Raw genomic sequence first — 24,709 nt, forward strand, 5'->3', positions numbered from 1 at the left:
CGCCAACTCTTGCTGATCCACATCAGTCGCCATGGGATCCAGTGTTTCGCTCATAATCGGTCCTCCCCGCCAGGCACGGCCTGGCGTGTCAGGCCAACCACGGATCCACCGTTATTCAGACACTCCCGGTCCTCTTGCCGTCTCTGCCAGCGGGCTCCGTAGTCCTCAGGGGTCCGAGCGGGTCCGCCTTGCGTCGCGGCGGGACGGCAGGCCACATGGCACAGCAACGATGACGAACAGCAGATAGTAAATACAGAGGTTGCTGTCGTCTCGGCCGTAGCGAGCATCTGGAAAGCCACCATTTTTGATTATGGCAGTTTGAGTGGGGACCGATTCTACAGTCTGAGTTGAGCCCACTTCGCGGCTCGCCGGTTGATGAATCGCAGTTTCAGCCGCGGGCAGGACCCGGTTGAAGCCGCGGTTGTAGTTCTCCAGCAAGATCAAGTTCTTCAGGGCAAAAGAAGCGCCGCATCCTGTCGATGCAGGGTGCGGCTGTTTGGTGCTAGGGGAGGCCTTCGGTGGGGAGAAGGGGGGTATGGACAGTGTCCGCACTTTGGGTCAAGGACTGGGCCGTACCGGTGCCGGACTGGCCCGGATTCGGGATGTTTCGGCGGGAGTCCAGTGTTTGCAAGGGCTGGAACACGGTTCGAGTCCCACCTCGGGCACAGTGTTTCCGCAGGTCAGGGGCTTTTTAGTGCTTTTTTCATGTGGACAGTGTCCACACTCTCGCCTCTGATCTGATGTTCCGGGTGTGTGGGGTCCCGGACAGACCTATTCGGTTGTGTGGGGGAGCGGCTCTCTACTGCAGATCGGGTACCGCCCTGCGGGGTGCGTTCTGGGTGTTCATCCTTGTTCGTCCTTCCGTTGGGTTTCTCGCGTTCACCACTTCATGGTGGCCAGGGCCGCCTACAACATGACTTGCTGATCGTTCTTTAGATATGGCCTGGGTTGCGGCCGGTCCGGAATTGCCGCTCTGATACCTTTTCATGCAGGAATGCGGGACGAACAGCATGACATGTCAACTGATCCGGAGCTGATCATGGGCTCGCTGAGCTGACGTGTCTTACATCAGTAGTACTTCTCAAACGAGCTGGTCCGCCATCGGGATTGCTGTCTGGCTCCTTCACTGTCCGTGAAATTGGATGCAGCCGGCGCCAACACCCCTTGTCTCCGGGGCTTTTCAAACGCTCATAGTGGATTTTCTGTCACAAGATATCCGGCGGGCTGCAGCAATTTCGAGCTCTAGCTCCTGCTGCTCCTCACGCACCTGACGTGGTGGTTTCGACGTCCAGGAGGGACCTTTGGCCACGTCTGGTCCGGCACGCGGCGGGAATTTTCGGTCCGGGCCGGCGTTGGGTCTGAGTATGAAAGCAATCGTGTACCGTGCCACGGGTGATCCGTCTGTTCTCGAACTCGTCGACCGCGAGATCCGCGACCCGGGGCTCGGGGAGGTGCGTGTGCGGATCATGGTCTCTGCGGTGAACCCCACCGACTGGAAGTCGCGTCGCGGCGCCAGACCGGGCGAGCCCTTGCCCTTCGCGGAGGTCGTGCCGAACCAGGACGGCGCCGGAATGGTGGACGCCGTCGGACCCGGCGTCGAGCACCTCCGCGTCGGTGACAGGGTATGGGTGGCCTTGGCCGCCTACCAGCGCGCCGACGGCGGGACAGCGCAGGAGTTCGCCGTCCTGTCGGCCGAGCGGATCTTTCCGCTGCCGGAGAATGCCGGGTTCGACCTCGGCGCAAGCCTGGGCGTTCCCGCGATCACTGCCCACCGGGCCCTGACCATCGCCGAGGACGGCCCGCGGCGGCTGCACCCGGGAGCCTTGGACGGCAAGGTGGTTCTCGTTGCTGGAGGGGCCGGCGCGGTGGGCCATGCGGCGATCCAGCTCGCCAAGTGGGCTGGCGCCGTTGTGATCACGACCGTGAGCGGACCGGCGAAGGCTGCGCTGGTCACGGCCGCCGGCGCCGATCACGTCATCAATTACCGGGAATCCCACGCGGCCGCGGAGATCCGCCGGATCGCTCCCGGCGGCGTCGACCAGATCGTGGAGGTGGCACCCGCGCATAACGCGGAACTCGACCTGGCTGTGATCCGCAACCGCGGTTCCGTCGCGGTCTACGCCAACAACGGCGGCGATCAGGTGACCCTGGACGTGCGCAGGCACTTCAGCCTCAACGTCCGCTACCAGTTCGTGTTGCTCTACACCGTTGGCATGGCGGCGGTGCACGCCGCCGCCGAGGACATCAATGCGGCCATCGCCGACGGCGCCCTTCCGGTGGGAGAGGCCGCAGGCCTGCCGCTGCACCGCTTTGACCTGGCTGACACGGCTGCAGCCCACACGGCGGTGGAAAGGAGCATCGTCGGCAAGGTGCTGATCGATGTGTCAGCGAGCTAGCCGATAACGCCTCGGGAGCCTCGCGATGGCAATCACGCCGTACAGCCGCGGCGCTGGGCCGGCCGAGCAGTCCGGCCTGCGGACCGGTAGCCCGGTACTGAAGGCCCACGTGAAGCGCAGAGGACCTTGGAACCTAGCCTCCGATGGCATGCCATGGAGCGTTTGGTGTCAGGTCCGCGTGGCCGGCCAACGCACCTGCGACCGACCCGACGGCCTCCGTGATCCGATGAGAACCGTTTCGTCGACCGGTAACGGAGCTTGGATGGTTTGATTAGTCCGTGCTCCGTCTAAAACGCCTTATGGTTTTCAGCCTGTTCGCGGTTGGCGTCATCACCGCGTTCTCGTTCTGGGCAGCCCGGCAGCCCGGCGCAGACGCCCGAGGGGCCCTTTCTGCTCCTCCGCGGGCGGGGGCGAAACTTGAAATGTTGTCCACCGGCATCACCACCGCCGTGAACGTGACCCCGAGCCCGGATGCCCAGTGGCTCATCCGGGCTGCCGCGCAGACCGGAATCCCTGCCCGCGCGCTCCGGGCCTATGTTGCTGCTGCAGCCACGGCCAACGATTCCGCTCTAATTTGTGGGATCGGTTGGAACACCGTGGCAGCTGTCGGCTTCGTAGAATCCGCGCACGGAACTTACGGGGGCGGCAGCCTTAACACCGCAGGGCAGTCGAGCGGCCCCATTGTGGGCCCGAGTCTCGATGGCGCCGGATTCGCCGCCATCGCCGACACGGATGCGGGTGTCCTGGACGGCGACGCCCGCTGGGACCACGCCGTCGGACCCATGCAGTTCATTCCCTCCACCTGGCAGCTTGCAGGGCGGGACGGGAACGGGGACGGAACGGCGGACCCGTTCAATATCGACGACGCCGCCCTCAGCGCGGCGACCTATCTGTGCGCCCACGGCCGTGACCTCTCAACCGCCCAAGGATGGACCGACGCCATCTACTCCTACAACCAGTCCGATCCCTACATTCGCCAGGTGCGGACCCAAGCCACCGCCTACGCCGCGAAGGCGGGCACCGCCGAATGAGTCCACGGGCTGAAGGCCCATGGCGGTGAACGCCAGGGTCCCGGTGAATCCACGAGGTGCTTCAAGCGCAGTCAATCGGCGGCCGTGAGCGGCACGGGAACCGTGGCCTGGAGTTCCTCGAGCGTGCAGCCGAAGGTCTCGCGGACCTGCACGCCGTTGGGTCCGGTGAGGAAGACGGCCTTGTCCGTTTAGACCCGGGTCACGCAGCCGATGCCTGTCAGCGGGTACGTGCAGGTCTCGACGAGCTTGGAGACGCCCTCGCGGGTCAGGAGGGTCATCATCACGAAGACGTCCTTGGCCCCGGTGGCGAGGTCCATGGCGCCGCCGACGGCCGGGATCGCGTCCGGCGCGCCGGTGTGCCAGTTGGCGAGATCGCCGGTGGCGGAGACCTGGAAGGCCCCGAGCACGCAGATGTCCAGGTGCCCGCCGCGCATGATCGCGAAGGAGTCGGCGTGGTGGAAGTAGGACGCGCCGGGGAGTTCGGTGACCGGGATCTTGCCGGCGTTGATGAGGTCCCCGTCGATCTGGTCCCCGGTGGCTTCCGGGCCCATGCCGAGCATCCCGTTCTCGGTGTGGAGCGTGATGTTCTGCTCCGGCTCGAGGTAGTTGGAGACCAGGGTGGGCTGGCCGATGCCGAGGTTCACGAAGGAGCCGGGCGTGATGTCCCGGGCCACGAGGCGGGCCAGGTCATCGCGGCCCAGCGGCTTGTCGGATGTCTGAAGTCCCGCGTGGCTGTTGGACTGGCTGTTCATCTCAGGCCACCTTCACAATGCTGTTGACGTAGATTCCGGGGGTCACGATGATCTCCGGATCAAGGCCTCCCGTGGGGACGATCTCGGAGACCTGGGCCACGGTGTGTTTGGCCGCGGCGGCCATGATCGGGCCGAAGTTCCGGGCGGTCTTGCGGTAGACGAGGTTGCCCTTGCCGTCGGCGGTGAGCGCCTTGATGAGGGCGACGTCGGCGTGGATGGGGGTCTCGAAGACCTGGCCGCGGCCGTCGAGGATGCGGGTTTCCTTGCCTTCGGCCAGCATGGTGCCGTAGCCGGTGGGGGTGAAGAAGCCGCCGATCCCGGCGCCCGCGGCGCGGATCCGTTCGGCCAGGTTGCCCTGCGGGACGAGTTCCAGCTCGATCTCGCCGGCGCGGAACTTCGCGTCGAAGTGCCAGGAGTCGGGCTGCCGCGGGAAGGAGCAGATCATCTTCTTCACCCGGCCTTCCTTGATCAGCAGCGCGAGGCCCTTGTCGCCCTGGCCGGCGTTGTTGTTGACCACGGTGAGGTCCGTGGCGCCGCAGTCCATCAGCGCGTCGATGAGTTCGAACGGCTGGCCGGCGTTGCCGAAGCCCCCGATCATGACGGTGGACCCGTCCTTGATGCCGGCGACAGCCTCGCCGACGCTGTCTACGAAGTTCAGCATGTCCTAACCCTTTACTGTCGCTGTTTGTGCCGGCTGAGTTGTTGCCGGCCGAGTCGTTGCCGGGGCGGCGGTTGCCGTGACGTTTTCGAGGACGACGGCGAGGCCCTGGCCGACGCCGATGCAGATCGCGGCGACGCCCCAGCGCTGCCCGGAGGCCTGCAGGGACCGGGCCAGGGTGCCCAGGATGCGCCCGCCGGACGCGCCCAGCGGGTGGCCCATGGCGATGGCGCCGCCGTGCCGGTTCACTATCGCGGGGTCGATGCCCCAGGCGTTGATGCAGGCCAGGGACTGAGCGGCGAAGGCCTCGTTGAGTTCGACGGCGCCCACCTGGTCCCAGCCGATGCCGGCCTTCGCGAGGGCCTTGTTCGCGGCCTCCACGGGGGCGTAGCCGAAGAACTGGGGATCGTTCGCGTGCGCGCCGCGGCCGGCGATGCGGGCCAGCGGTTCCAGGCCCAGGATCCCGGCGGCGTCCTCGGATTCCAGCCAGGCCGCGGACGCGCCGTCCGAGAGCGGGGAGGCGTTCCCGGCGGTGACGGTGCCGTCCCCGGTCCGGAACACGGTCTTGAGCCCGGCGAGCTTCTCGGACGAGGAGCCGGCGCGGATGCCCTCGTCGCGGACCAGGTCCGTGCCCGGGACCGGGGTGACGAGGTTGTCGTAGAAGCCCTCGTCCCAGGCCGCGGCGGCCAGGTTGTGGGAGGTGGCGGAGAACCCGTCCTGCGCCTGCCGGGTGATCCCGTACTTTTCGCGGAGCCGTTCGGTGGCCTCGCCCAGGGACACGGTCCAGTCCGGGCGCATGGCCTTGTTGACCAGGCGCCAGCCCAGCGTGGTGGAGACCAGGGTCATGTCTCCGGCCGGGTAGGGCTTCTCCGTCTTGGGCAGCACCCAGGGAGCGCGGGACATGGATTCGGCGCCGCCGACCAGCATGAGCTCGGCGTCGCCGGTGTTGATCTGCCGGGACGCGATGATCGCGGCGTCCAGGGAGGACCCGCAGAGCCGGTTCACCGTGGTGCCCGGGATCGAGACCGGCAGACCGGCCAGGAGCGTGCCCATCCGGGCGATGTTCCGGTTTTCCTCGCCCGCGCCGTTGGCGTTGCCGAACACCACCTCATCGATCCGCTCCACATCGAGCTTCGGGGCGCGCCTCACGGCCTCGCCGATCACATGGGCCGCGAGGTCATCCGGGCGGACCCCGGCGAGCCCGCCGCCGAACTTCCCGAACAGGGTCCTGACGGCATCGTAAATAAATGCGTGATTCATACTTCCTCGTTGTTCTACCGGCCGTTTCAGGTCCGGGAAGGGTTTTTCGGATGTTGCGTCGGCCGAAGATGTCGAGGACAGTTCCGTACGCGTAACTGGGCATATGGCCACAAAGTGAAGCACAGAGCCGGTTCATCAAGATCAACAAATCCCCGTATTGGCATCGGGGAGAAGCTGCGCCACGTTATGAGTCGTCCTTGAAATCATGTGACTGACCCATGCCTGCCGGGCAGTTCCCAATGCAGTCACGGTCGGGACGGTACGAATCGGCTATTGCCAACCTACTGGTAGTCGTTCCCCGGGCGGTTGGGAAGGGTCGGAATGAGCAGAATCTTGCAGGAGTCCTGGGAGAGGAGTTCGATGGCTTCGTCGAGAGCGGAAAGTGGAAGGCGGTGGGTGACGAAATTGGAAAGGTCCAGTTTGCCGCTAGCGACAAGTTCAGCGATCTGCTCCCACGTTCCCCAGAGAGCGCGCCCGAAGCTGCCCGTGAAAGTCAGCCCCTTCTTGATCAGGTACGCTGCGACGTCCAATTCAATCGGCCTTCCTGGAATACCCACGGCGACTACCGTCGCCTCCCGGCGGAGGGCTTCAAGGAGCGGCGGCAGAGCGGCCGGCACTCCTGAAGCTTCGAAGGCGACGTCAAAACCAATCTTGTCCCCCGAAAGCTTCCTACACGTCCCCACGACATCATCTTCGGGGGCAAGGGCTGTTGCGCCGAGGGCTTCGATGAGACCTCTGCGGTAGGCGTTCGGTTCCACTACGACTACGTTGGCGGCACCTACGGCGCCGGCAATTGCAGCGATGAATAGTCCGACGGGCCCTCCGCCGCTGATGACTACGTCAGCCCCGGCGAGGTCGATCTTGGATCGTTGGATGGCGTGCATGGCGACCCCGGCCGGCTCGAGCAGGGCACCCTGTTCCAGCGGGAAGTCTTCGGGCAGCTTGAAGCAGGCCGTGGCCGGTACTACGAGCCGCTCGGCAAAGCCGCCGTCCAAATGTAGACCGAGCAGTTCCATGTTTAGGCAATTGTGGGCGTCACCGGTTCGGCAGGGGTAGCAGTCCCAGCAGGCGACGTGGGACTCGAGCGCTACCTTGTCGCCAACGTTGAGGGATTCGACACCTGAGCCGACTTCAATGATGGTGCCGGCGCACTCATGCCCCAGAACGACGGGGATCTTGAGGTTAAATGCCTGCGCCATGGACGAATACTCGTAGAGTGCGCGGTCGGTTCCGCAGACCGAGGCTGCAGCGATTTGAATTTTCACCTTACCTGCGGAGACTTGCGGTTCGGGATAGGCGGTGACGAATTCGATCCCGCTTTCGGGCCTTGTCTTGACCACGGCACACATGGTGCTGCCTGCGTGGGCGGCTTCTGTCTCGGGTTCTTGAAGGGACGTCATTGTCAAAACCTGTCTGTTGGGGATGTTGCTGTGAAAGGAGGTGCCGCCGTCGGCTCGGTAGAAGCCCGGTTCTTCATCGTCGATCCTCGCTACGACGCCGGTGCCTTCTGTGGTGACCGCCAGGTGTCATGCGCGGGCGGCCATCCCCGTGCCCAAGCGGGATTCGATCAGTTCTTCGGCCTCCTGGACAATCCTGGCCACCAACTTCGAGCAGCCTGGCACGTCGTGGATCAGCCCCTGGACCATACCAACGGTCCAGACACCTGACTCGGGATCGCCCTCGGTATAAACTCGTCTACCTCGGGCACCGGCCACCAATTCCTTGACGTCCTCGAATAGGCTGCCTTTGGCCAGGACCTCCACGGCCTCGCGGCTGACCGAATTGCTCGCCACGCGCGAAGTATTGCGAAGTGGCCGGAAGATGAGCTCGGTGTCCAATTCGCTTGCCGAAACAATCGCGTCCTTGATGTGCTGATGAATCGGGGATTCCCGGGTGCACATGAACCGCGTCCCCATGCTGATTCCTTCCGCTCCGAGCGCGAGAGCCGCGACCAGGCCGCGCCCGTCGGCGATGCCGCCGGAAGCCAATACGGGGATCCGGAGCCGGGCGGTCGCCGCGGGAATCAGGACCAGGCCGGGAACATCGTCTTCGCCCGGATGGCCGGCGCATTCGAAACCGTCGATGCTGACGATGTCCACCCCCAGCGACTCGGCCTTCAGGGCATGCCGCACACTGGTGCATTTGTGAATGGTTGTGATCCCGTGGGCTTTGAAAATATCGACGAACGGAGCCGGGTTGTTGCCGGCTGTTTCCACCACCGGCACTCTTTCCCCGACGATCACGTCCCGGTATTCGTCATACGGGGGAGGGTTGATGGACGGCAATAAGGTCAGGTTCACTCCAAACGGTCGGTCAGTCAGTTCCCGGCCGTGCCTGATTTCACGTGCCAGATTCTCTGGTGAGCCGGTGGTCAGGGCGCTGACTATGCCGAGCGCACCGGCGTTGGAGACGGCGGCGGCAAGTTCAGCCGTTGCAACCCACTGCATGCCGCCCTGCACCACGGGATGCTCGATTCCGAGAATCTGCGTGACCCGTGTTTTCATGACCCGTTGTCTTTCGCGATGGTGAACTGGATCTGCTGAGCACCGAGGGCGGGCCCTACCAAACCCTCACGCACCATGGCATGACGCGCGAAGGCAATCACGCCTCGGCTCCGCGACCACATGGGGGCGGACCACTGGACGTGGACGGCGGTTGTAGAGAACTTGGACATTCAGTCGCTCCGTACACTAGTTGGCTTGGGTCTGTTCATCTGCCCTCAGCGCAGATAGAGCTGATTTTGTGGATCTCCGACTTCGCGTGGGAGGGGGCTGTGTTTCAGCCGAAGACCACCCCACCGTTGACGTGGAGGATCTGTCCAGTGATGGTGCCGACGTCCGGCGTGAGCAGGAAGGCGATGGCTGCGGCAATTTCCTCCGGCCTTGAGAGACGTCCCAGGAGCGACATTCCGGCGATCCGGTCGCGATCAGTGTCGCTCAGGACATCGGTCATGGGGGTTTCTGTCGCGCCGGGGGCGACCATGTTCACGCGTACACGGTGGGGGGCGAGTTCGCGGGCGTATCCGCGAACAAGTCCGATGAGAGCGGCTTTAGAGGTGGCGTAGGCGCCGTTTCCCATCAGGCCGCCTCCGGTGAATGCGGCGGCGCTGCCCAGGACGACCACGCTTCCCAAGGCGCCGGAGCGGATGAGGTGCGGCCCCGCGGCGGAAATCGTGTTCTGGACCCCGATCACATTAATGTCGAGCACCCGCCGGAATTCGGCGACATCGATGTCGAGCAACGGTGACCGGCTGACTATGCCGGCGGCGGCGACGACGCCCGTCAAGCTTCCCCCTTCGGCAAATTGGTCGGCGGCGCGCCGCATGGCGTCGGCGTCGGTCACATCGGCGGCAATTGCGAGGTGTCCGTCTCCATCCAGCGTCGCTACTGCTTCTGCGGCGGCCGTGGGGTTGATATCGACGATGGCTACCCGGGCACCTCTGGCCGCAGCCTGGCGTGCGCAAGTCAGGCCGATGCCCGATGCGCCACCGGTGATGAGGACAGCTTCGGCTTTCAATAAGTGGGGTTGATTCACGTTACGTGCTCCTGATGTTCAGTTCTTAGAGGATTGCCATTGCGTTGGCGGGGCTGCCGACGCCACCTAACAGGTTCAGCGGCTGTGCGGTGAGGAATACGTCGTACCGTCCACGCAGGGTGCAGGCAGCGGCAAGTTCGTCGAGTACCCAAAGTTCACCGATGGTGAGTCCCAGCAGCGGGATGAGGATGCGGTGCAGCATCCCGCTGTGGCTGGATTTCGGCATCGTACCGGTGAGTTCTGCGTCGACGGTGACGTTCGAATCTGTCGCCGGCCAAGCCTCGAGCGCGATGTTGTCCGACGCCGCCACCGAGACCTGGTGATCCCAAAGCCAGGCCGCCGTGTCTTCCGACTGGCGAAGGCCCGGCGAGCGAAGGACACCATCGGAACGATCAGGGCCCTGCCGGAAGTACTTCAGCCATCCGGTGCGGATCATGATGATGTCGCCGGGATGGATCGAACTCCCTTGCCACTCGAGCGTCGCGTCAAGGTCCTCGACGGGAATTTGTTCGTTTCGTGTCTGGTCGATGGGACGGCCGACCACCTCGCGGTAGGCGCCCACATCGATGAGTAATCCTCTTCCTGCAATCCCGCGTTGCGCGACCGCCTGGATGCCGAGGTCGGGTTGCCCGGCAACCAGCCGCGTGGGATCGGCGTCGCCGTAGAAACCGCGGTCCGGGTGCCCGAAGTGCCGAAGCCCATCGATCTGCGTGGACGCCTGCAGGAACAGGTTGTCGATTCGGTCATCGCGGTGAAAGTCATTCAAACCGAACACGGTGTGTTCAATTGATCCGCGGTGGGCGATGATCGGCGGGTCGAACTCGGTTAACGGAAGGTTGAGCGGGACGACGTCGCCTGTCACGATGCTCCCGCGTGCGGCGAGCACGCGTTCGGGAGTGAGGTGGTTGAGCGTGCCGAGCTCATCTGCCGGGCCCCACAGGCCCCACGCCGTTCCCCGCAGCCGCCCGGGGCGATCGAGCAGCAGGTCGAACCGGGGGAACTCACACCCTGAGGTATGCGGAAAGGCTTGAGGAGTCGTCATCGGCTGGTTCAGGATTCGCCCTCGGTCATGACCTGGTGGATCTCGATCATGTTGCCGGCGGGGTCGGTGAAGAAGATCTGGTGCCAGCCCTCGACCGACCAGATGCCCCAGTCGTCGAACGGGATGTTGTGCTCGGTCAAACGCGCCTTGATCGCCTCAATGTCATCGGTCCGGAATGCGAAGTGCCCCCCGATGAGCGGGTTGACAGAATGCCCTTCCTGCGCCGCCAGATATGGCTGGCGCTGGGTGGCGTGGATCTGAAGCTCATTGGGGTCGCCGGCGTCGAAGAACTTTGCGGCGGAGTCCCACTCGGCGTCGCCGTCGATGTCCTTGTCCGCGTTCTTGGACGTCGCGATCATCGCAGGTGAGGGGAGTTGGTTCAGTCCCAGGGCCTTTCCGTAGAAGTCGGTCAGCAGCGACATGTCATCGGAGGTGACATTGACGTGGTGAAGACGGAGGTAAACCATTATGGATCCTTTGATTGATTGATTGATGGGTTGGGATTGGAAGTGCGGGTTTTTGAACGGTGTCAGAGGTCCACGCGGTAGCGGGCAACCTTCTCCGGATCGAGTCGGACGCCGAGGCCGGGCCCGTCAGGGACACGCATGTGCCCATTCTCGATCAGGAGTGGTTCCTGGAGTAGTCCGTCGGCCATGTCCAGGTAGTTGGACAGTTCCGCGGCGGAGCGTGAGGTGATCTCTTGGGATGCGCCGAACACGAGCGAGCAGACGGTGCCGAGGTGCGCGTCGATCTGGTTACCGATGACTGCATCGATCCCGAGACCCTCGGCAAGGTGGGAGACACGGAGCGAGTCGGAGAATCCTGTCCGGGCTGTCTTAATGCTCACTGCGGTCGCTGCACCCGAGAGGATTTCGCGGGTGACGTCTGCGGGCGTCGGAGCGCTCTCGTCGGCGACGAACGGGATTGGGCATTGCGAGACGAGCCAGCGTCTGCCCAGTACGTCATCGGCGGGGCAGAGTTCTTCGACGCGGCTGAGACCCACGTCTTCGAGCTGACGGACCGCAAGGGCGGATTCCGCTGCTGTCCATCCGCGGTTCCCGTCGATGTACAGTTCGGCCTCGGGCCCCAGGGCTTCGCGGACGGCTTTGCAGACGGCCACGTCCAGGGGGATGGGCCGGCGTCCGACCTTGATTTTGAAGCTCGAGATGCCGAGCGTCTCGCGCAGTTGGATGGCCTCGGCGGCCACGACCTCGGGATCATCGAATCCCAGCATGTGGCTGACCTGGAGCTGGTCGGTGAAGCCTCCCAGAAGGCTGTGGACCGGGGTTCCGATCGTCTTGCCCCATGCGTCCCACATGGCCATGTCGATTGCGGCTTTGGCGGTGGGGTTTCCGACTGTCCGTGCGAGCCGTGACCGGACCTGTTCGCGGTCGAGGATTGAGAGTCCGATGATGGCGGGTGCGAAGATCTGCTCGATCACGGCGACGATCGACGCTTGCGTCTCACCGTAGGTGTAGGGGCGCGGGGGTGCTTCGGCGATTCCGACTACCCCGTCGCTGGTGACGATCTCCACGAGAACGTTGTCTGCAAGGTCGATCGATCCGCTCGCGAACCGAAGCGGTTTGCGATAGGGGATCGCATACGGCACGGTGCGTACGTCGAGGATGCGTGCCGCCGTTGACGGCTCATGGCCCGGAGTCGCTGTATGGGTGGCTGTTTGAACAGGCAAAGTCTCGGTCATCCTTCGGTGTGCGGTTTGTCGGCTGTCCGTGCAGCCATTTCGGTATTCAAAGTCCCGCGGAGGCCCCCTGTGTGGCGGTCAGCCCATCCGATCAGGATGTAGAGCAAGATTGCCGCGAGGGCGAAGAAGCCGGACATGACCAGGAGCCCTGCGGAGGTCGTTCCGGTGAGGTCGGTAAGCCACCCCAGAATGTAGGGGCCGACGAGTCCGCTGGTGTTACCGACAGAGTTGACCAGGGCAATGGACACGGCGGCCAGTGCGCCGGCATAGACCTGCGCGACGGTCGCCTGGAACGTGGACAGGACGGCGAAGAAGCCGGCAGCGGCGACGCTCACGCCAATGAGTGACAGGAAGGGGTTCCCCGAGAGAACTCCGATGAGAAGTCCCAGCGCGGCGGCAACCATCGGGATGGTGAGGTGCCAACGACGTTCACCCGTCCGGGAGATGCTGCGGAGGATAACAAACATGACGATCGCCGAGAAGATCCACGGAAGCGCGGAGACGTAACCGGATGCGACAGGGTCGAGGTGGAATTGCTCTTTGACGATTGTGGGGAGGAAGTACGTGATCGACCAGAATCCGATCAGGATGAAGAAGTACGTGACGGCGAACGCCCAGAGTGACGGCCTCCGCAGCGCTGCCGGGAGCTGTTTGAGTTCATGGGCTCCGGAATCCGTTCGCTGTGTGACGTTCTGCGCAAGGTATGCCTTTTCTTTTTCGTCCAGCCAAGGCGCCTTTGCCGGCGAGGACGGCAGGAGGAAGAAGATGACGACGGCGAGGATGATTGCCGGCAGGCCTTCGAGGACGAAAACCCAACGCCACCCGGCGATGCCGCCGACGCCATCCATGAGAAGGATCGATGACGTCACTACGGAGCCGGTCGCCAAGGCGACAGGGACAGCGAGGTTGAGCCACGAAATTGCTTTCGGCAGCAGTCGGGCCGGGCACCAGAGAGCGAGGAAGAGCATCGCCCCGGGAGAGTAGCCCGCCTCAGCCAATCCGAGCAGGAACCGCATGATGTAGAGGGTGACATCGTTCTGCATCCATGCCATGGCGATGGTCACGATGCCCCAAGAGACCATGATCCGCGCCAGCCAGATTCGTGCGCCCACCTTGACGAGGAACATGTTCGAGGGGATCTCGAACAACAGATAGCCGATGTAGAAGAAACCGGCCGCGAGGCCGAATGTCGCAGCAGTCAGGCCCAGGTCCTTAGACAGCGGGCCTGCGATCACGCCGAGATTGGCGCGGTCTATATAGGAGATGAACATCCCGAGCATTAGGAGCGGAAGAACCTTGACCGTCACTTTTCGGAAGACACGGGCCTCGATGCCCGGATCTACCGCCACAGGTGTTGTTGTCATCGCAATTGTCTCTCTTCATTGAGGGCGTGTGATTTGGTGCCTTCTCAAGAGACTAGCTACAGATTCTTCTCAATAGAAATACCAATTGCCTCTCATTTGAGAGCGAAACCAGAAAGATCAGGGGTGGGTAGAGCCGACTCCGAGACCTTCAGGACTGCCGCAAGCGCGGGGGACTGGTCATCCTTGCGCCAGGTCAGCGTTGCGAACATATGGCTGGGGTTAATGTCGACCAGTTCCCGGTAGACGATTCCGACGGACTGCGCCGGCGTCACGGAACTCAGGGTGATGGTGATGCCCGCCCCGGCAGCTACAAGGGCAAGCGCGGTCGCCGAGTCGGGCGACACCTGGACCACCCGTGGCCTGAACCCGGCTGTGATGCAGAGGGCAAACATGGTGGCCTGGAGAATTGATCCGGTGTCAGAGGGAAGGCTGACAAAATCTTCGTCGTGTAGGTCCGCCAGCGAAAGATTGGGCTGATTGGCCCGTGGATGCCCCTCCGGCAGTGCACATAGAATCTGCTCGACTTCGACCACGCGCGATTCGAGCTCCGGGTGCGGCGTAGGAAGGCGCGCGAAAGCAAGATCCAGCGAGCCCTCAAGGAGCTTGTCCAGCGCCGTATACACGTAGGTCTGTGATTCCAGCTGCAACTCGATTCCGGGATGCGACTCCCGCACCGCCCGGGTCAATAGCGGAAGGGCGCGCTGGCTCGAGGCGCCGGCGAAGGCGATCCGCACCCGCCCCTGGTCTCCGGCGGCGATTGATTCAGCGAGATTCTGGACCGCGACAACCTGGCTGAGCACCTTTCGTGCCGGAACCAGCAACCTTGAACCTGCATCAGTCAGCGCAACGCTGCGCGTGCTTCGCTCGAACAGCTGGAGGCCGAGACTTTGTTCGAGCTGCTTAATGCGCGCACTAAGCGGCGGCTGGGAGATGTGCAGCTTGGCGGCCGCCCTGCCGAAATGGAGTTCTTCGGCTACAACGGCGAAAGCCTCAAGATCCTTGATATCCACGACGCTGTGCTCCCTAATTTGATTATTCTGTTCTAGGAATCAGATTAGCCCCAATTAGTATGAAAGTCAGGTACTATCCCAGCCTCTTTGGACGGATACTAGAGAGCGTGTGTTGCGCCGAAGCAACAGCGTTCCGCTCATGCCGATGTGTGCGGAGGAAGGAAATCTCATGGTCGAACGTCTTTTGGTCACCGGCGGCGCGTCAGGAATCGGACGCGCAATCGCACTGCACGGACTCGAACAGGGATGGGAGGTTGTAATCCTCGACAGGCAGCACGCAAGCGTCGGTCGCTCGATTATCGCGGACCTTTCCGACGTCGACAGCACCGCGGAAGCCCTGGAAACGGCCCTGTTGGATGGTCCTATTACACGCCTGGTCAACAACGTTGGCGCCGTCTTCCCGGCTCCGCTCCGGGAGCAGACTCTGGGCCAACTTGATCAATCACACGCACTGAACCTCCGATGTGCCGTGCAGTGCACCCAAAGTGTCCTCGAAGGCATGACAGAAGCTGGATTCGGTCGCATCGTCAACATGTCCTCGCGCGCTGCTCTCGGCAAGGAACTACGCACCGCCTATGCTGCCGCTAAGGCTGGCCTTATTGGCTTGACCCGGACATGGGCCCTAGAACTCGGAGGAGCCGGGATTACGGTCAACGCGATCGGGCCTGGACCGATCGCCACCGAGTTGTTCATGAACGCAAATCCGGAAGACTCGCCGCAGACCAAAGCCATCATTTCGTCCGTTCCCGTCGGCAGGCTCGGCCAGCCCGATGACATCGCCAACGCTGCCGGTTTCTTCCTCCACGAGCGATCCGGGTTCGTAACGGGCCAGACGCTGTATGTCTGTGGCGGACTTACAGTCGGATCGAATCCAATCTGAGGACAATCAAGACCTTGTGAATACAGTGTCCGCGACGACCTTGGCCCACCAGCCAGAGTCGTCAAATAAAAGGTAAGCGACGCTCTGGGCCGGTTCAGGGTGAAACCCTAGCGAAAATCGACGCTACGGAGCATGACGGCACGCACCGCGAAAAACGTACAAACCTCGTTGCCCAAGGAGGCGCAATTGACTGGTCATGAAAAGTCGTTTCGAACCACGGACGGCGTTCGTCTTGTCTATGACGATCACGGCTCCCTATAGCCCCCAATGCCGCCCCACGTCGGACAGCTCCTCACCGAAGTCGGGGGCCTCGTCGATTTCCCCGAAGGGGCCGTGCTTCAACTGATGGTCGATCACTTCACCGCCGACTGGCGGGACGTCGTTCCGACGGTCAATGTGCCGTCCTGGGTAGCCGCCGGCCGTTACTCGCCGTCATTCCCGCTAGCAGGGATGCAGTGGTTTGCGCAGTCCCTGCCCGACTCGTCCCGTTCCGTGTTTGAAAACGGTGGGCACTGCCCTCACTGGAACGAACCCGAGGACTTCAACCGGGAACTGCTCGCTTTCCTCCGGCGGTCCCTGCGGTAGTGGTGACCCTAGGGCCTCACTGGCCGCTTGAACTCCTGCGTCGTGATGGTGCGCAGGAAAGCCTTCAGCTGGGCGCCACATCCAACGAAGCGTTGTCCAGAAGACACTGCACCTGCAAACGATCCATCGGTGCCACCAACGGCCGTGACGCTGCGGGCCGACCGCCCCGGGCCTCAACCTGCCTCGAGGATCCAGATCGGAAGAGGCCTGGCGGACAACTTCTCGGACTCACTCATAGCGTCTTTGAATTACGGTCTGTCGACTCGGCTGAGCGCGATTGTGAAAGCCCCCTCGAATTTGAGGGGGCTTTCCTTGTCATGATGGGGTCAGGCGCTGTGGCTCAGATCCATTTCGGGGCGGCCGGAACCGTGCCGTTGGTGGCTGCGATGCCGGTACCGGCGGCGGTCACGCCGGCACTGCCGCGTCCGGCGGCCCACTCGACGACGGACGCGAGCGGGCCGGAGACCAGGGTGGGGGCCGCCGACGCCGTGTCCCCGAGGGTGAGGTTCCGGTCTGTGGCCTTGACGAGGAGGCCCTCATCGGTGCCGCGGGTGTGCCAGGCGCCGGTGATGTCTGCCAGCAACCGTTCCAGCACGGGTTCCGGGATGTCCTGGAAACTGGCGCCGTTGTCGAGGTCGACGGCGTGGATCCAGACTTCGCGGGTGCGCATCCAGACGGTTTCGGTGGCGGGCACTTCGCGGCCCTGGATGGTCCGGACTCTGTGGTGCCAGGCGTCCTCGGGCAGGTCCCGCCATTCGACGTTCAGGTGCACGGCGGAGTGGTCGAACAGGTGCCGCAGCGCGATCGGGCTCAGGGTTGCCCCGAAGTCGATCTCGTGGTCCCGGACCGCGGTGGAGGCGTACATCGGGGTTTCCACCCCGGTGGCTGCCCACTCGACGAGCCGGGCGATAGCCCGGGCGTTGTAGCCGATGTGCGCCGTGATGTGCCGGCGGGTCCAGCCCGGCAGCAGCGAATCGCCGTCGAGCTCCGCGTCGGTGAGTTCGTTGAGCTTGCGGGCGAAGAACGCCGTGCCCCGGCGCGCCTGCAGCAGGGCCGCCAGCAGCTCCGGGTCGGTCGTCTGGTCGTGGCGGGCAACCATCAGGCTTCCTTGACCACGCGGTTCTTCAGCTCTCCCAGGCCCTCGATGGTGGTGACCAGGAGCTGGCCTTCCTGCAGGTAGCGCTTCGGGTCCTGGGCGTGGCCCACCCCTCCCGGGGTGCCGGTGGCGATGACGTCGCCAGGGTTCAGGGTGATGATGGTGGAGATGTAGGAGACCAGGAACTCCGGGGTGAAGACGACGTCGGTGGTGGGCGTCTGCTGCTGGATCTCGCCGTCGAGGGCGGTGGTCATGAGGCCGCCGCTGAACTCGTCCCGGGTGACCAGGGCCGGGCCGAACGGGGTGGACTTCTCCCAGGTCTTGCCCTGCAGCCACTGGACGGTGCGGAACTGGTAGTCGCGCATGGACACGTCGTTCAGGACCGCGTAACCGGCGATGTGGTCCGCGGCGTCGGCCTCGGCGATCCGGCGGCCCTTCTTGCCGATCACGACGGCGAGCTCGGACTCCCAGTCGACCGTGTCGGATTCCTGCGGCAGGGCCAGGTCATCGTTCGGGCCGATCAGGGATTCCTGGTACTTGGCGAACAGGGTGGGGAACTCGGGGACTTCCCGGCCCATTTCCTTGATGTGGTTGCGGTAGTTGTGGCCCACGCAGATGATCTTGCCGGGGGAGGGGACGACAGCGGCCAGGTCCGCGCCCTCGAGCGGGTGCGTGGCACCCGTGGCGGCCTGCGCGTTCGCTTCCCAGTTGGATGAGCGGAGCAGCGCTCCGACGTCGGCGAAGCCGTCGATCTCGGTCAGGGTGGTCCCGTCCTGGCGGACAGCCTTGGTGCCGTTTTCGGTGCGGAGGGTGAGGAGTCTCATTTGTTGTTGCGTCCTTCGATGTAGGTCCGGTTGAAGTTCAGCCGTTCGAAAATGGGGGCGTCGCTGAAGTGGAAGAGATCAAATTCGGTCTCCGCCTGCAGCGACCAGGCAGCCCAGGACGGGACGACGAACAGGTCGCCCTTCTCCAGGGTCCTGGTTTCGCCGTTGAGGACCACCGAGCCGGTCCCTTCGAAGACCTGCCAGACGCTGGAGCCGACCTCGCGGAGGGTTTCGGTGGAGGCGCCGGCGCGGAGCCGGTGGAATTCAGCCCGGATGGTCGGCATCACGTCCCCGCCGGTGGTCGGGTTGGTGTAGCGGACGGCGGCGTGGCCCTGGGAGACGGTGGCCGGGTGCCCCTCGTCCTCGAGCAGCAGCTGCTCGGCCAGGGCCCGGTCCGTGTATTTCCAGCGGTACGCGGCGATCGGGGAGCTCGTGGTGTCATCCAGGCCCGAAAGCGGGCGCAGGCCCGGGTGGGCCCAGAGCCGCTCGGAGCGGGAGATGTCCGGGGTGGCCTCGTCGGTGACCCGCTCGGTGCCGAACTCGAAGAATCCGGCGTCAGCGTAGTGCACAAACGGGATGTCCAGGCCGTCGATCCAGGCCATCGGCTCATCGGTGTCGTTGTGGTGGCCGTGGAAGTTCCAGCCCGGGGTCAGCAGGAAATCGCCCCGGGACATCCGGACCGGGTCCCCGTTCACGACCGTCCAGACACCCTCGCCCTCGACAACGAAGCGGAACGCGTTCTGCGAGTGGCGGTGCTCCGGGGCGGTCTCGCGGGCGCCAAGGTACTGGATCGCTGCCCACAGTGTCGGAGTGGCATACGGCGTCCCGGCGAGGCCCGGATTGGCCAGGGCGATCGCGCGGCGTTCCCCACCACGGCCCACCGGAACCAGGTCGCCGGCGCGGGCAGCCAGCGGATACAGGTCACTCCACCGCCACACGTGGGGCACCGCCTTGGGCGTCGGGACCATCGGCATCAGGTCCCCGATCTCGGTCCAGAGCGGGATCAGGTTCTCCCGGTCAAAATCCCGGTACAGCTCCTTGAGCTGGGCGGCTTCCTCGGGCGTCGGCTCCGGCAGGGCGTGGCTGGCAGCAACTGACTCATGGGTGATGTTCTCAGTCATGGCAATCCTCTACTTTGCGTGGGCGCCCGCGGATGCGAGGCGGTCGGCGATGTCGGCGCGGAGGTCTTTCTTGTTGATCTTGCCCACCTTGGTTGTGGGCAGTTCATCGAGGACCACCAGGTGTTCGGGAATCTTGAAGGCCGCTACGCCGGTGCGGCGCAGCATGTCCTGGATCTGGGCGAGAGTTACTTCACGTCCGGGTTTGACCGTGATGTAGAGGCAGAGCCGTTCACCAAGCATCGGGTCCGGCATGGCGACCGCGGCTGCCATGGTCACGTCATCGATCCGGTAAACCAGGCTTTCGATTTCCTCGGCCGAGATTTTCTCTCCGCCGCGGTTGATCATGTCCTTGTCCCGACCCTGGACGATCAGGTTCCCGTCGGGACGCCGCTCGACAATGTCACCGCTGGCGTACCAGCCGTCGGCGGTGAAGGCCCGGGAGTTGGCCTCGGGGGCGCGGTAATAGCCCCTGGGAGTGTAGGATCCGCGGGTCAGGATGGAGCCGGGGACGCCGTCCGGCAGGTCCTCGCCGGCCTCATCGACGATGCGGACCTCGTCGGCTTCGGACACGGGGCGGCCCTGCGTGGTGCAGATGACGTCTTCAGGATCGTCCAGCCGGGTGGTGTTGATAAGTCCCTCGGCCATGCCAAAGACCTGCTGCAGCGTCGCGCCCAGGACCGGCTTCACTTTCCGGGCAATCTCGTCCGGAAGGCGCGAGCCGCCGACCTGAAGCACCTCAAGGCTGGCCAGCTGCTTGGTGCCTGCTTCCAGCTGGTACTCAATCCATCGCTGGGCCACTGCGGGGACCGCGGTTGAAAGTGTCACACCCTCATGTTCGATAGCGGCGAAGGCCTTCCGCGGTTCGGGGCTCGGTAGCATGACCACGCGCCCACCGGCGAACAGGATTCCGAGGATGCCAGGGCAGGCCAGCGGAAAGTTGTGGCTGGCCGGAAGGGTGCCCAAATAGACAGTGTCCTCGGTGACTCCGGTGGGAATTGACGTAGCTTTGATGTTGTAGGCGTAGTCGTTATGCGTCCTGGTAATCAGTTTGGGCAGCCCGGTGGTGCCCCCCGAGAGCAGAAACAGGGCTGGTGAGTCAGGCGACGGTGCAGCGGCGTCCAGCCGTGCGCGGGCCCCCGACACATCCTTGCCCGGTGCCAGGATTTCCTCGAGACGTACGTTCAAGGGGTTCGCTGCACCGGAAACAAGGATGATCTCCAGCGACGGAATGCGTGAGGCAAGTTCTTCGGCCATCGCCTGGTGGTCAAAGTCCTTGATCACGTCCGGTACGGCGATGGCCCGCGATTCGGAGAGTTCAGTGAGGAACGACAGCTCATATTGCCGGTGCGCCGGCAGCGCCATCACCGGGATGATGCCGGCCCGGAAACACGCCAGGGTCAGCACCGTGAACTGCCAGCCGTTGGGCAACTGGACCATGATGCGGTCGTCCGCTTTCAGGCCCAACTGCAGGAGGCGTCCCGCGGCCGCGTCCATTCTGTTGGCCACTTCGGCGTAGCTGAGGCGGACGTCTCCGTCCACTATCGCGATTTTTTCCGGCAGCCGATCGGCCGTTTCGAGGATGTATGCGCCGAGCGGTCGGTCTTCCCAGTAGCCCTTGCTGCGGAACTCTGCCGCAAGGTCCGCCGGCCAGGGGATGGTTCCCTCACTGGTGTGGCTGGTCATTTCATGTCCTCCTCGACATTGATAACAACTGCATCAAGGGCCACGAGCCCATCATGGGTCAGGCGCAGGGGGTTGATTTCGATTTCTGCGATTGCGTCATTGGAATCAAGCGCATCGCCGAGCCTGACCAGCAGGGCCGCCAACTCCTCCGTCTCCAGCATCGGCCCGGAACGGAACCCGTACAAGAGCTCGCGAGCCTGCAGATCACCGGGCATGCCCTCCGCCACACGGGCGGACAGGGGAGCGGACCGGATGGAAATATCGGCGAAAATCTCCGCGGTGGTGCCACCCAGGCCCAGCACGGCGATCGGACCGAAGACAGGGTCGCGGCGGACGCCGACCACCAGGTCGATACCGGATGGGGCCATTGCCTCGACCAGGAATTCGCGGGCACCGGCGGCCTCGAGGCCGTCCAGGGCCCGGTCCATGGTCTCGGGGGAGTCCACCCCCAGGTGCACACCACCGATCTCGGTCTTGTGCAGAACCGCGGCGTCGAGCAGTTTGACCGCAACCGGACCGCCCAGCTCGGAGAGAGCGTCTTGAGCCGCGGCGCGGGTGCTGCAGCTTCGCCGGGCGGGGGTGGCGATGCCGAGTGCGCCGAGGAGTTCCTTGGCGCGGTTCTCGTCCCAGGGCCCTTCAATTGCCGGCCAGGTGAAGGTTCCGGCGGGTGCTTCGGCGCGCTGGTGTTGCCCGCGGGCGTCGTTGACCAGGGCGGCAATGCCATGGGCCAGCGAGGTCGGTCCGCTGATCAGTGGCAGGTCGTGCTGCTGCGCTGACTTTTTCGCGCGTTCGAGGTCGCCGTCGGGCCCGTCCACGCCGATCAGGAACGGCATTGTGCCAGCCACTCCGGAACTGGCGACGGCGAGAGGAAGGTCGGTGACGGGTTCGGTCAGTCCGTACACCGCTACGACATCAATGGCCGGGTCGGAGGCAACGGCGGCCACGACCTTTTCATAGCCGGGACCGGGGCGGCCGGTGTCCACGGGGTTGGCCTGGAAGGTCAACGGCGGCAGCAGCGTGCCGATGGTGTCCTGGCTGGCCTGGGCCAGGCGCGGCAGCGTCACGCCGGCGCTGTTGAGGGCATCGGCGATCAAAAGTCCGGGGCCTGCCTGCCCCGTGATGAGTCCGACTCCGGGGTTTGCCGCCGGGGCAAGCCGGCGCCCGGCCAAGGCGGTGACAGCGGCCACCAGCTGGTTCTCGTCGTCGACGATCACAGCGCCGGCTTGCTTCAGGACCGCCCGTGTGGTGCGCCAGGATGTGGCCAGGGCACCCGTGTGGGACTGGGCGAACTCCGAGACGTCATTTCGCCCGACCACCAACGCCACGACCGGTTTGATGGCACTGAGGCGTGAAACGGCGTCGAGGAGTGCTGGTCCGTCGGCGACGGTTTCGAGGTGCAGGGCGACTGCCTTGGTTTGTTCATCGGAGATCAGGTAGTCGAGGACATCGGGTGCGCTGATGTCTGTGCCCGCGCCGATGCCGACGGCGAGGCTGACGCCCGCGCCGGCGCGCTGCAGGTGGAATGCCAGGACGTGGTTGACTCCGCCGCTTGCCGCCACGACGGCCACCGAACCCGGTTCCAGTTCCGCGACGCCGGGGACGAAGCTGGCGCGCAGGTTGCGGCGGGGCACGAAGAAGCCGGACGTGTTGGGGCCGAGGAGCCGAATGCCGGTGTCCCGGATCGCTGCCTCCACCTGGAGGGCGAATTCGACGCCCGGACCGCCGGCTTCGGCGAATCCTCCGGCGCAGACAAGGGCGGCCTTGGCGCCGCTTGCTGCACTATCGCGTAGGGCCTGGGCGGTGGCTGCAGCGGGTACGCAGAGCACTGCCAGATCGGGACCGTCCGGAATTGCTGCTGCGGCGTCGGCGATGCTGGTGTGCATGCCGTTTTCGCCGCGGCTGTTGACGAGTTCAACGGGAGCCGGGTAGTTGGACAGCGACTGTGCCATGACGGCGCCGAGCTTTTCCGGAGTGGACGAGGCGCCCACGACGATGATGCCGCGGGGTGCGAACAACGGAGTGAGGCTATGCATTGGTTGCCTCCGTGCCTGCCGTTGCAACGGCATCGGCGCGGCCGGAGAGCACCAGGGTCAGGGCCGACACCGGCCCCCGGTCATCGACGATGACGCTTGTCAGGCCGCGGCCCAGGCGGGCTTCCTCTGAGAGGAGGATCCGTGTGAACGGATTGCCGCCCCGGATGACAACGGCAGCAGCCCGGGCAGGCAGGTGCTCGAAGGCAGCCGCCAGCCCCGCTTCGGTATCAGGCGCGGTGAGCAGCAGCCCGGTGTTAGCGTCGGCGTCGGCCGGGTTGGTACTCAGGGCAATACTGCCGCCGGGGCCGGTCAAAGCCACCTGGCCTTTCTGCTCTGCCAGGGAGAGCTGGCGCCCCGCGAACTCGACGGATCCTGCGATCAGCGGCGTCTCCAGCGGTGAGTTGCCGTGTCTGGCCAGCCAGTCGTGTTCCGCAGACGCAACGAGCTCCGGGTCGCGCTGGCGGATCTTGTCGATGTCGATGCTGCGCGAGAAGAAGTGGAAGGTGAACTGGGTCGGGTCGAAGGAGTTGTAGTAGCGGGCGAAGTGTTCCCACCAGCTCAGGCCCCCGCGGGCCTGGTTCTGGATCTTGGCGACCTGCGGCTGGCGTTCGGCTTCGTAATTTGTGAAGGCCAGTTCGAGGTCGTCCTGGTGCGCCGCGACTTCACGGACCAGTGTGATGGCGTCTTCCATGGCCATCTTGGTGCCGGAACCGACGGAAAAGTGGGCGGTGTGTACAGCGTCCCCGAGCAGGACGACGTTGCCCTTGTGCCAGGAGCGGGTGCGGCGGGTGCGGAAATTCGCCCACCGGGAGTTGTTGGCCACCAGCGGTTCACCGGCGATGTCTTCGGCGAACAGTTTCTCGAGGAAACGCTGGGTCTTGAGATCGGAGGGTCCCGGGGGCTGGCTGGCATCAAATTCGTCGAGGCCGGCCTTCCGCCAGGTGTCTTCGTCGGTTTCCACGATGAAGGTGCTCAGGTCGTCGCTGATCGGGTATCCGTGGACCGCGAAGTTGCCGAATTCGCTTTGCCGGTGAACGAAGGTGAGCCCATTAAACTTGTAGGTGGTGCCGAACCAGATGAACTTGGCCGTCGCGGTCTCGGCGGTGTGACCCAAGCCGTCGCCGAGCTGTTCGCGGGTGGAGGAGTTGGCGCCGTCAGCGCCTACGATCAGGTCGAAGTCATCGAGCTGGGACAGGTCGGGGACGTACTGGCCAAAGCGCATATCGACGCCGACTTCTGCTGCCCGGTCCTGCATGAGCTTCAGGAGGGTCTTGCGGTAGATGGCGGCCATGCCGTTGCCGGCGAAGGACTTCTGTTCGCCTTTGAGCCAGACCTCGATGTCATCCCAGTGGGTGCCGTGGTCCCGGAGTCCGTTGCGGACTACGGGGTCGGCGTCGTTGATCCGGTTCAGCGTTGCGTCGGAGAAGACCACGCCAAAGCCGAAGGCGTCAGTTGCCTGGTTCCGCTCAAAGAGCACGACGTCGGCGTCGGGAACGGTCTGCTTGAACAGGGTTGAGAAGAACAGTCCGCCGGGACCGCCGCCAATGCAGGCTACGCGAAGTGCCATCGATGCCACCTTTTAGAGATTTGGGGGAGGACGTGTGCTACGTCTCGTTCTCATTATGTAACGGTTCCCTGCGCCTCGTCAAGTATTTGTTACATATCCTCCTCTGGACCGGGGCAACGGGCCTTCCGATGATTGCCTCGACAAACCACGGCCGGCTTCCGGTCCTCGACG

Annotated in this window: 20 protein-coding genes and 1 pseudogene; 4 read left to right on the forward strand and 17 right to left on the reverse strand. The window is 64.3% G+C overall.

All coding sequences use genetic code 11. From position 1 onward, the window contains the following. Positions 1-1,364 precede the first annotated feature (1,364 nt). Together ACZYZE_RS16995 and ACZYZE_RS17000 are read left to right on the forward strand one after the other, a co-directional pair. Positions 1,365-2,396 carry an NADPH:quinone reductase gene (locus tag ACZYZE_RS16995; protein WP_463909048.1) on the forward strand — a complete coding sequence of 344 codons (1,032 nt, stop codon included), beginning with the start codon at positions 1,365-1,367 and terminating at the stop codon, positions 2,394-2,396. A 299-nt stretch (positions 2,397-2,695) separates the two neighbouring features. Beyond that, complete coding sequence (locus ACZYZE_RS17000; RefSeq protein ID WP_463909050.1) at positions 2,696-3,427, forward strand: lytic transglycosylase domain-containing protein; 732 nt, start codon at positions 2,696-2,698, stop codon at positions 3,425-3,427. 71 nt (positions 3,428-3,498) lie between these two features. Here ACZYZE_RS17000 and ACZYZE_RS17005 read toward each other — a convergent pair. From ACZYZE_RS17005 to ACZYZE_RS17055, 11 genes and pseudogenes are all read right to left on the reverse strand, one after another. Continuing rightward, a pseudogene (locus tag ACZYZE_RS17005) lies at positions 3,499-4,179 on the reverse strand (3-oxoacid CoA-transferase subunit B). A 1-nt stretch (position 4,180) separates the two neighbouring features. Beyond that, a complete protein-coding gene (locus tag ACZYZE_RS17010; protein WP_463909051.1) occupies positions 4,181-4,840 on the reverse strand; it encodes a 3-oxoacid CoA-transferase subunit A in 660 nt (219 codons plus the stop codon). 3 nt (positions 4,841-4,843) lie between these two features. Beyond that, positions 4,844-6,097, reverse strand: a complete 1,254-nt coding sequence (locus ACZYZE_RS17015; protein WP_463909053.1) for a thiolase family protein — start codon at positions 6,095-6,097, stop codon at positions 4,844-4,846. 281 nt (positions 6,098-6,378) lie between these two features. Then, entirely contained in the window at positions 6,379-7,497 is a 1,119-nt protein-coding gene (locus ACZYZE_RS17020) for a zinc-dependent alcohol dehydrogenase (protein WP_463909055.1), read from the reverse strand. A 126-nt stretch (positions 7,498-7,623) separates the two neighbouring features. After that, positions 7,624-8,601, reverse strand: coding sequence for an NAD(P)H-dependent flavin oxidoreductase (locus ACZYZE_RS17025; protein ID WP_463909057.1), 978 nt, complete (start codon positions 8,599-8,601; stop codon positions 7,624-7,626). A gap of 274 nt (positions 8,602-8,875) precedes the next feature. Beyond that, a complete protein-coding gene (locus ACZYZE_RS17030; RefSeq protein ID WP_463909059.1) occupies positions 8,876-9,631 on the reverse strand; it encodes an SDR family NAD(P)-dependent oxidoreductase in 756 nt (251 codons plus the stop codon). A gap of 25 nt (positions 9,632-9,656) precedes the next feature. After that, positions 9,657-10,673, reverse strand: coding sequence for a cyclase family protein (locus ACZYZE_RS17035; protein WP_463909060.1), 1,017 nt, complete (start codon positions 10,671-10,673; stop codon positions 9,657-9,659). Positions 10,674-10,681: 8 nt separating this feature from the next. After that, positions 10,682-11,140, reverse strand: coding sequence for a VOC family protein (locus ACZYZE_RS17040; RefSeq protein WP_024368561.1), 459 nt, complete (start codon positions 11,138-11,140; stop codon positions 10,682-10,684). A 62-nt stretch (positions 11,141-11,202) separates the two neighbouring features. Next, positions 11,203-12,363, reverse strand: a complete 1,161-nt coding sequence (locus ACZYZE_RS17045) for a mandelate racemase/muconate lactonizing enzyme family protein (RefSeq protein ID WP_463909062.1) — start codon at positions 12,361-12,363, stop codon at positions 11,203-11,205. An 8-nt stretch (positions 12,364-12,371) separates the two neighbouring features. Then, a complete protein-coding gene (locus tag ACZYZE_RS17050; protein WP_463909064.1) occupies positions 12,372-13,739 on the reverse strand; it encodes an MFS transporter in 1,368 nt (455 codons plus the stop codon). A 92-nt stretch (positions 13,740-13,831) separates the two neighbouring features. Beyond that, the gene (locus ACZYZE_RS17055) at positions 13,832-14,749 is read right to left on the reverse strand and encodes a LysR substrate-binding domain-containing protein (protein WP_463909066.1); all 918 of its coding nucleotides are present in this window, start codon (positions 14,747-14,749) and stop codon (positions 13,832-13,834) included. 169 nt (positions 14,750-14,918) lie between these two features. Between ACZYZE_RS17055 and ACZYZE_RS17060 the strand changes: the two genes are divergently transcribed. Beyond that, a complete protein-coding gene (locus ACZYZE_RS17060; protein ID WP_463909068.1) occupies positions 14,919-15,629 on the forward strand; it encodes an SDR family oxidoreductase in 711 nt (236 codons plus the stop codon). A gap of 267 nt (positions 15,630-15,896) precedes the next feature. Beyond that, complete coding sequence (locus ACZYZE_RS17065) at positions 15,897-16,214, forward strand: alpha/beta fold hydrolase (RefSeq protein ID WP_463909069.1); 318 nt, start codon at positions 15,897-15,899, stop codon at positions 16,212-16,214. A 340-nt stretch (positions 16,215-16,554) separates the two neighbouring features. Here the strand turns inward: ACZYZE_RS17065 and ACZYZE_RS17070 are convergent, their stop codons facing one another. Genes ACZYZE_RS17070 through ACZYZE_RS17095 form a run of 6 tightly spaced genes read right to left on the reverse strand, consistent with a single transcriptional unit; the run spans position 16,555 to position 24,538 of the window. Continuing rightward, entirely contained in the window at positions 16,555-17,313 is a 759-nt protein-coding gene (locus tag ACZYZE_RS17070) for a maleylpyruvate isomerase family mycothiol-dependent enzyme (protein WP_463909071.1), read from the reverse strand. Beyond that, entirely contained in the window at positions 17,313-18,134 is an 822-nt protein-coding gene (locus ACZYZE_RS17075) for a fumarylacetoacetate hydrolase family protein (RefSeq protein WP_463909073.1), read from the reverse strand. The genes ACZYZE_RS17070 and ACZYZE_RS17075 overlap by 1 nt, the downstream gene beginning before the upstream one ends. Beyond that, positions 18,131-19,255: a cupin domain-containing protein gene (locus ACZYZE_RS17080; RefSeq protein WP_463909075.1), complete on the reverse strand. Its 1,125-nt coding sequence runs from the start codon at positions 19,253-19,255 to the stop codon at positions 18,131-18,133. The genes ACZYZE_RS17075 and ACZYZE_RS17080 overlap by 4 nt, the downstream gene beginning before the upstream one ends. A gap of 9 nt (positions 19,256-19,264) precedes the next feature. Further along, positions 19,265-20,938, reverse strand: coding sequence for a (2,3-dihydroxybenzoyl)adenylate synthase (locus ACZYZE_RS17085; protein WP_463909077.1), 1,674 nt, complete (start codon positions 20,936-20,938; stop codon positions 19,265-19,267). Further along, positions 20,935-22,971, reverse strand: coding sequence for an acetate--CoA ligase family protein (locus tag ACZYZE_RS17090; protein ID WP_463909078.1), 2,037 nt, complete (start codon positions 22,969-22,971; stop codon positions 20,935-20,937). Before ACZYZE_RS17090 ends, ACZYZE_RS17085 begins: the two co-directional genes overlap by 4 nt. Further along, on the reverse strand, positions 22,964-24,538 hold the full coding sequence (locus ACZYZE_RS17095) for an FAD-dependent monooxygenase (protein WP_463909080.1): 1,575 nt from the start codon (positions 24,536-24,538) through the stop codon (positions 22,964-22,966). Before ACZYZE_RS17095 ends, ACZYZE_RS17090 begins: the two co-directional genes overlap by 8 nt. Between the last annotated feature and the right edge of the window lie 171 nt (positions 24,539-24,709).

It is taken from the genome of Pseudarthrobacter woesei, from assembly GCF_055412745.1.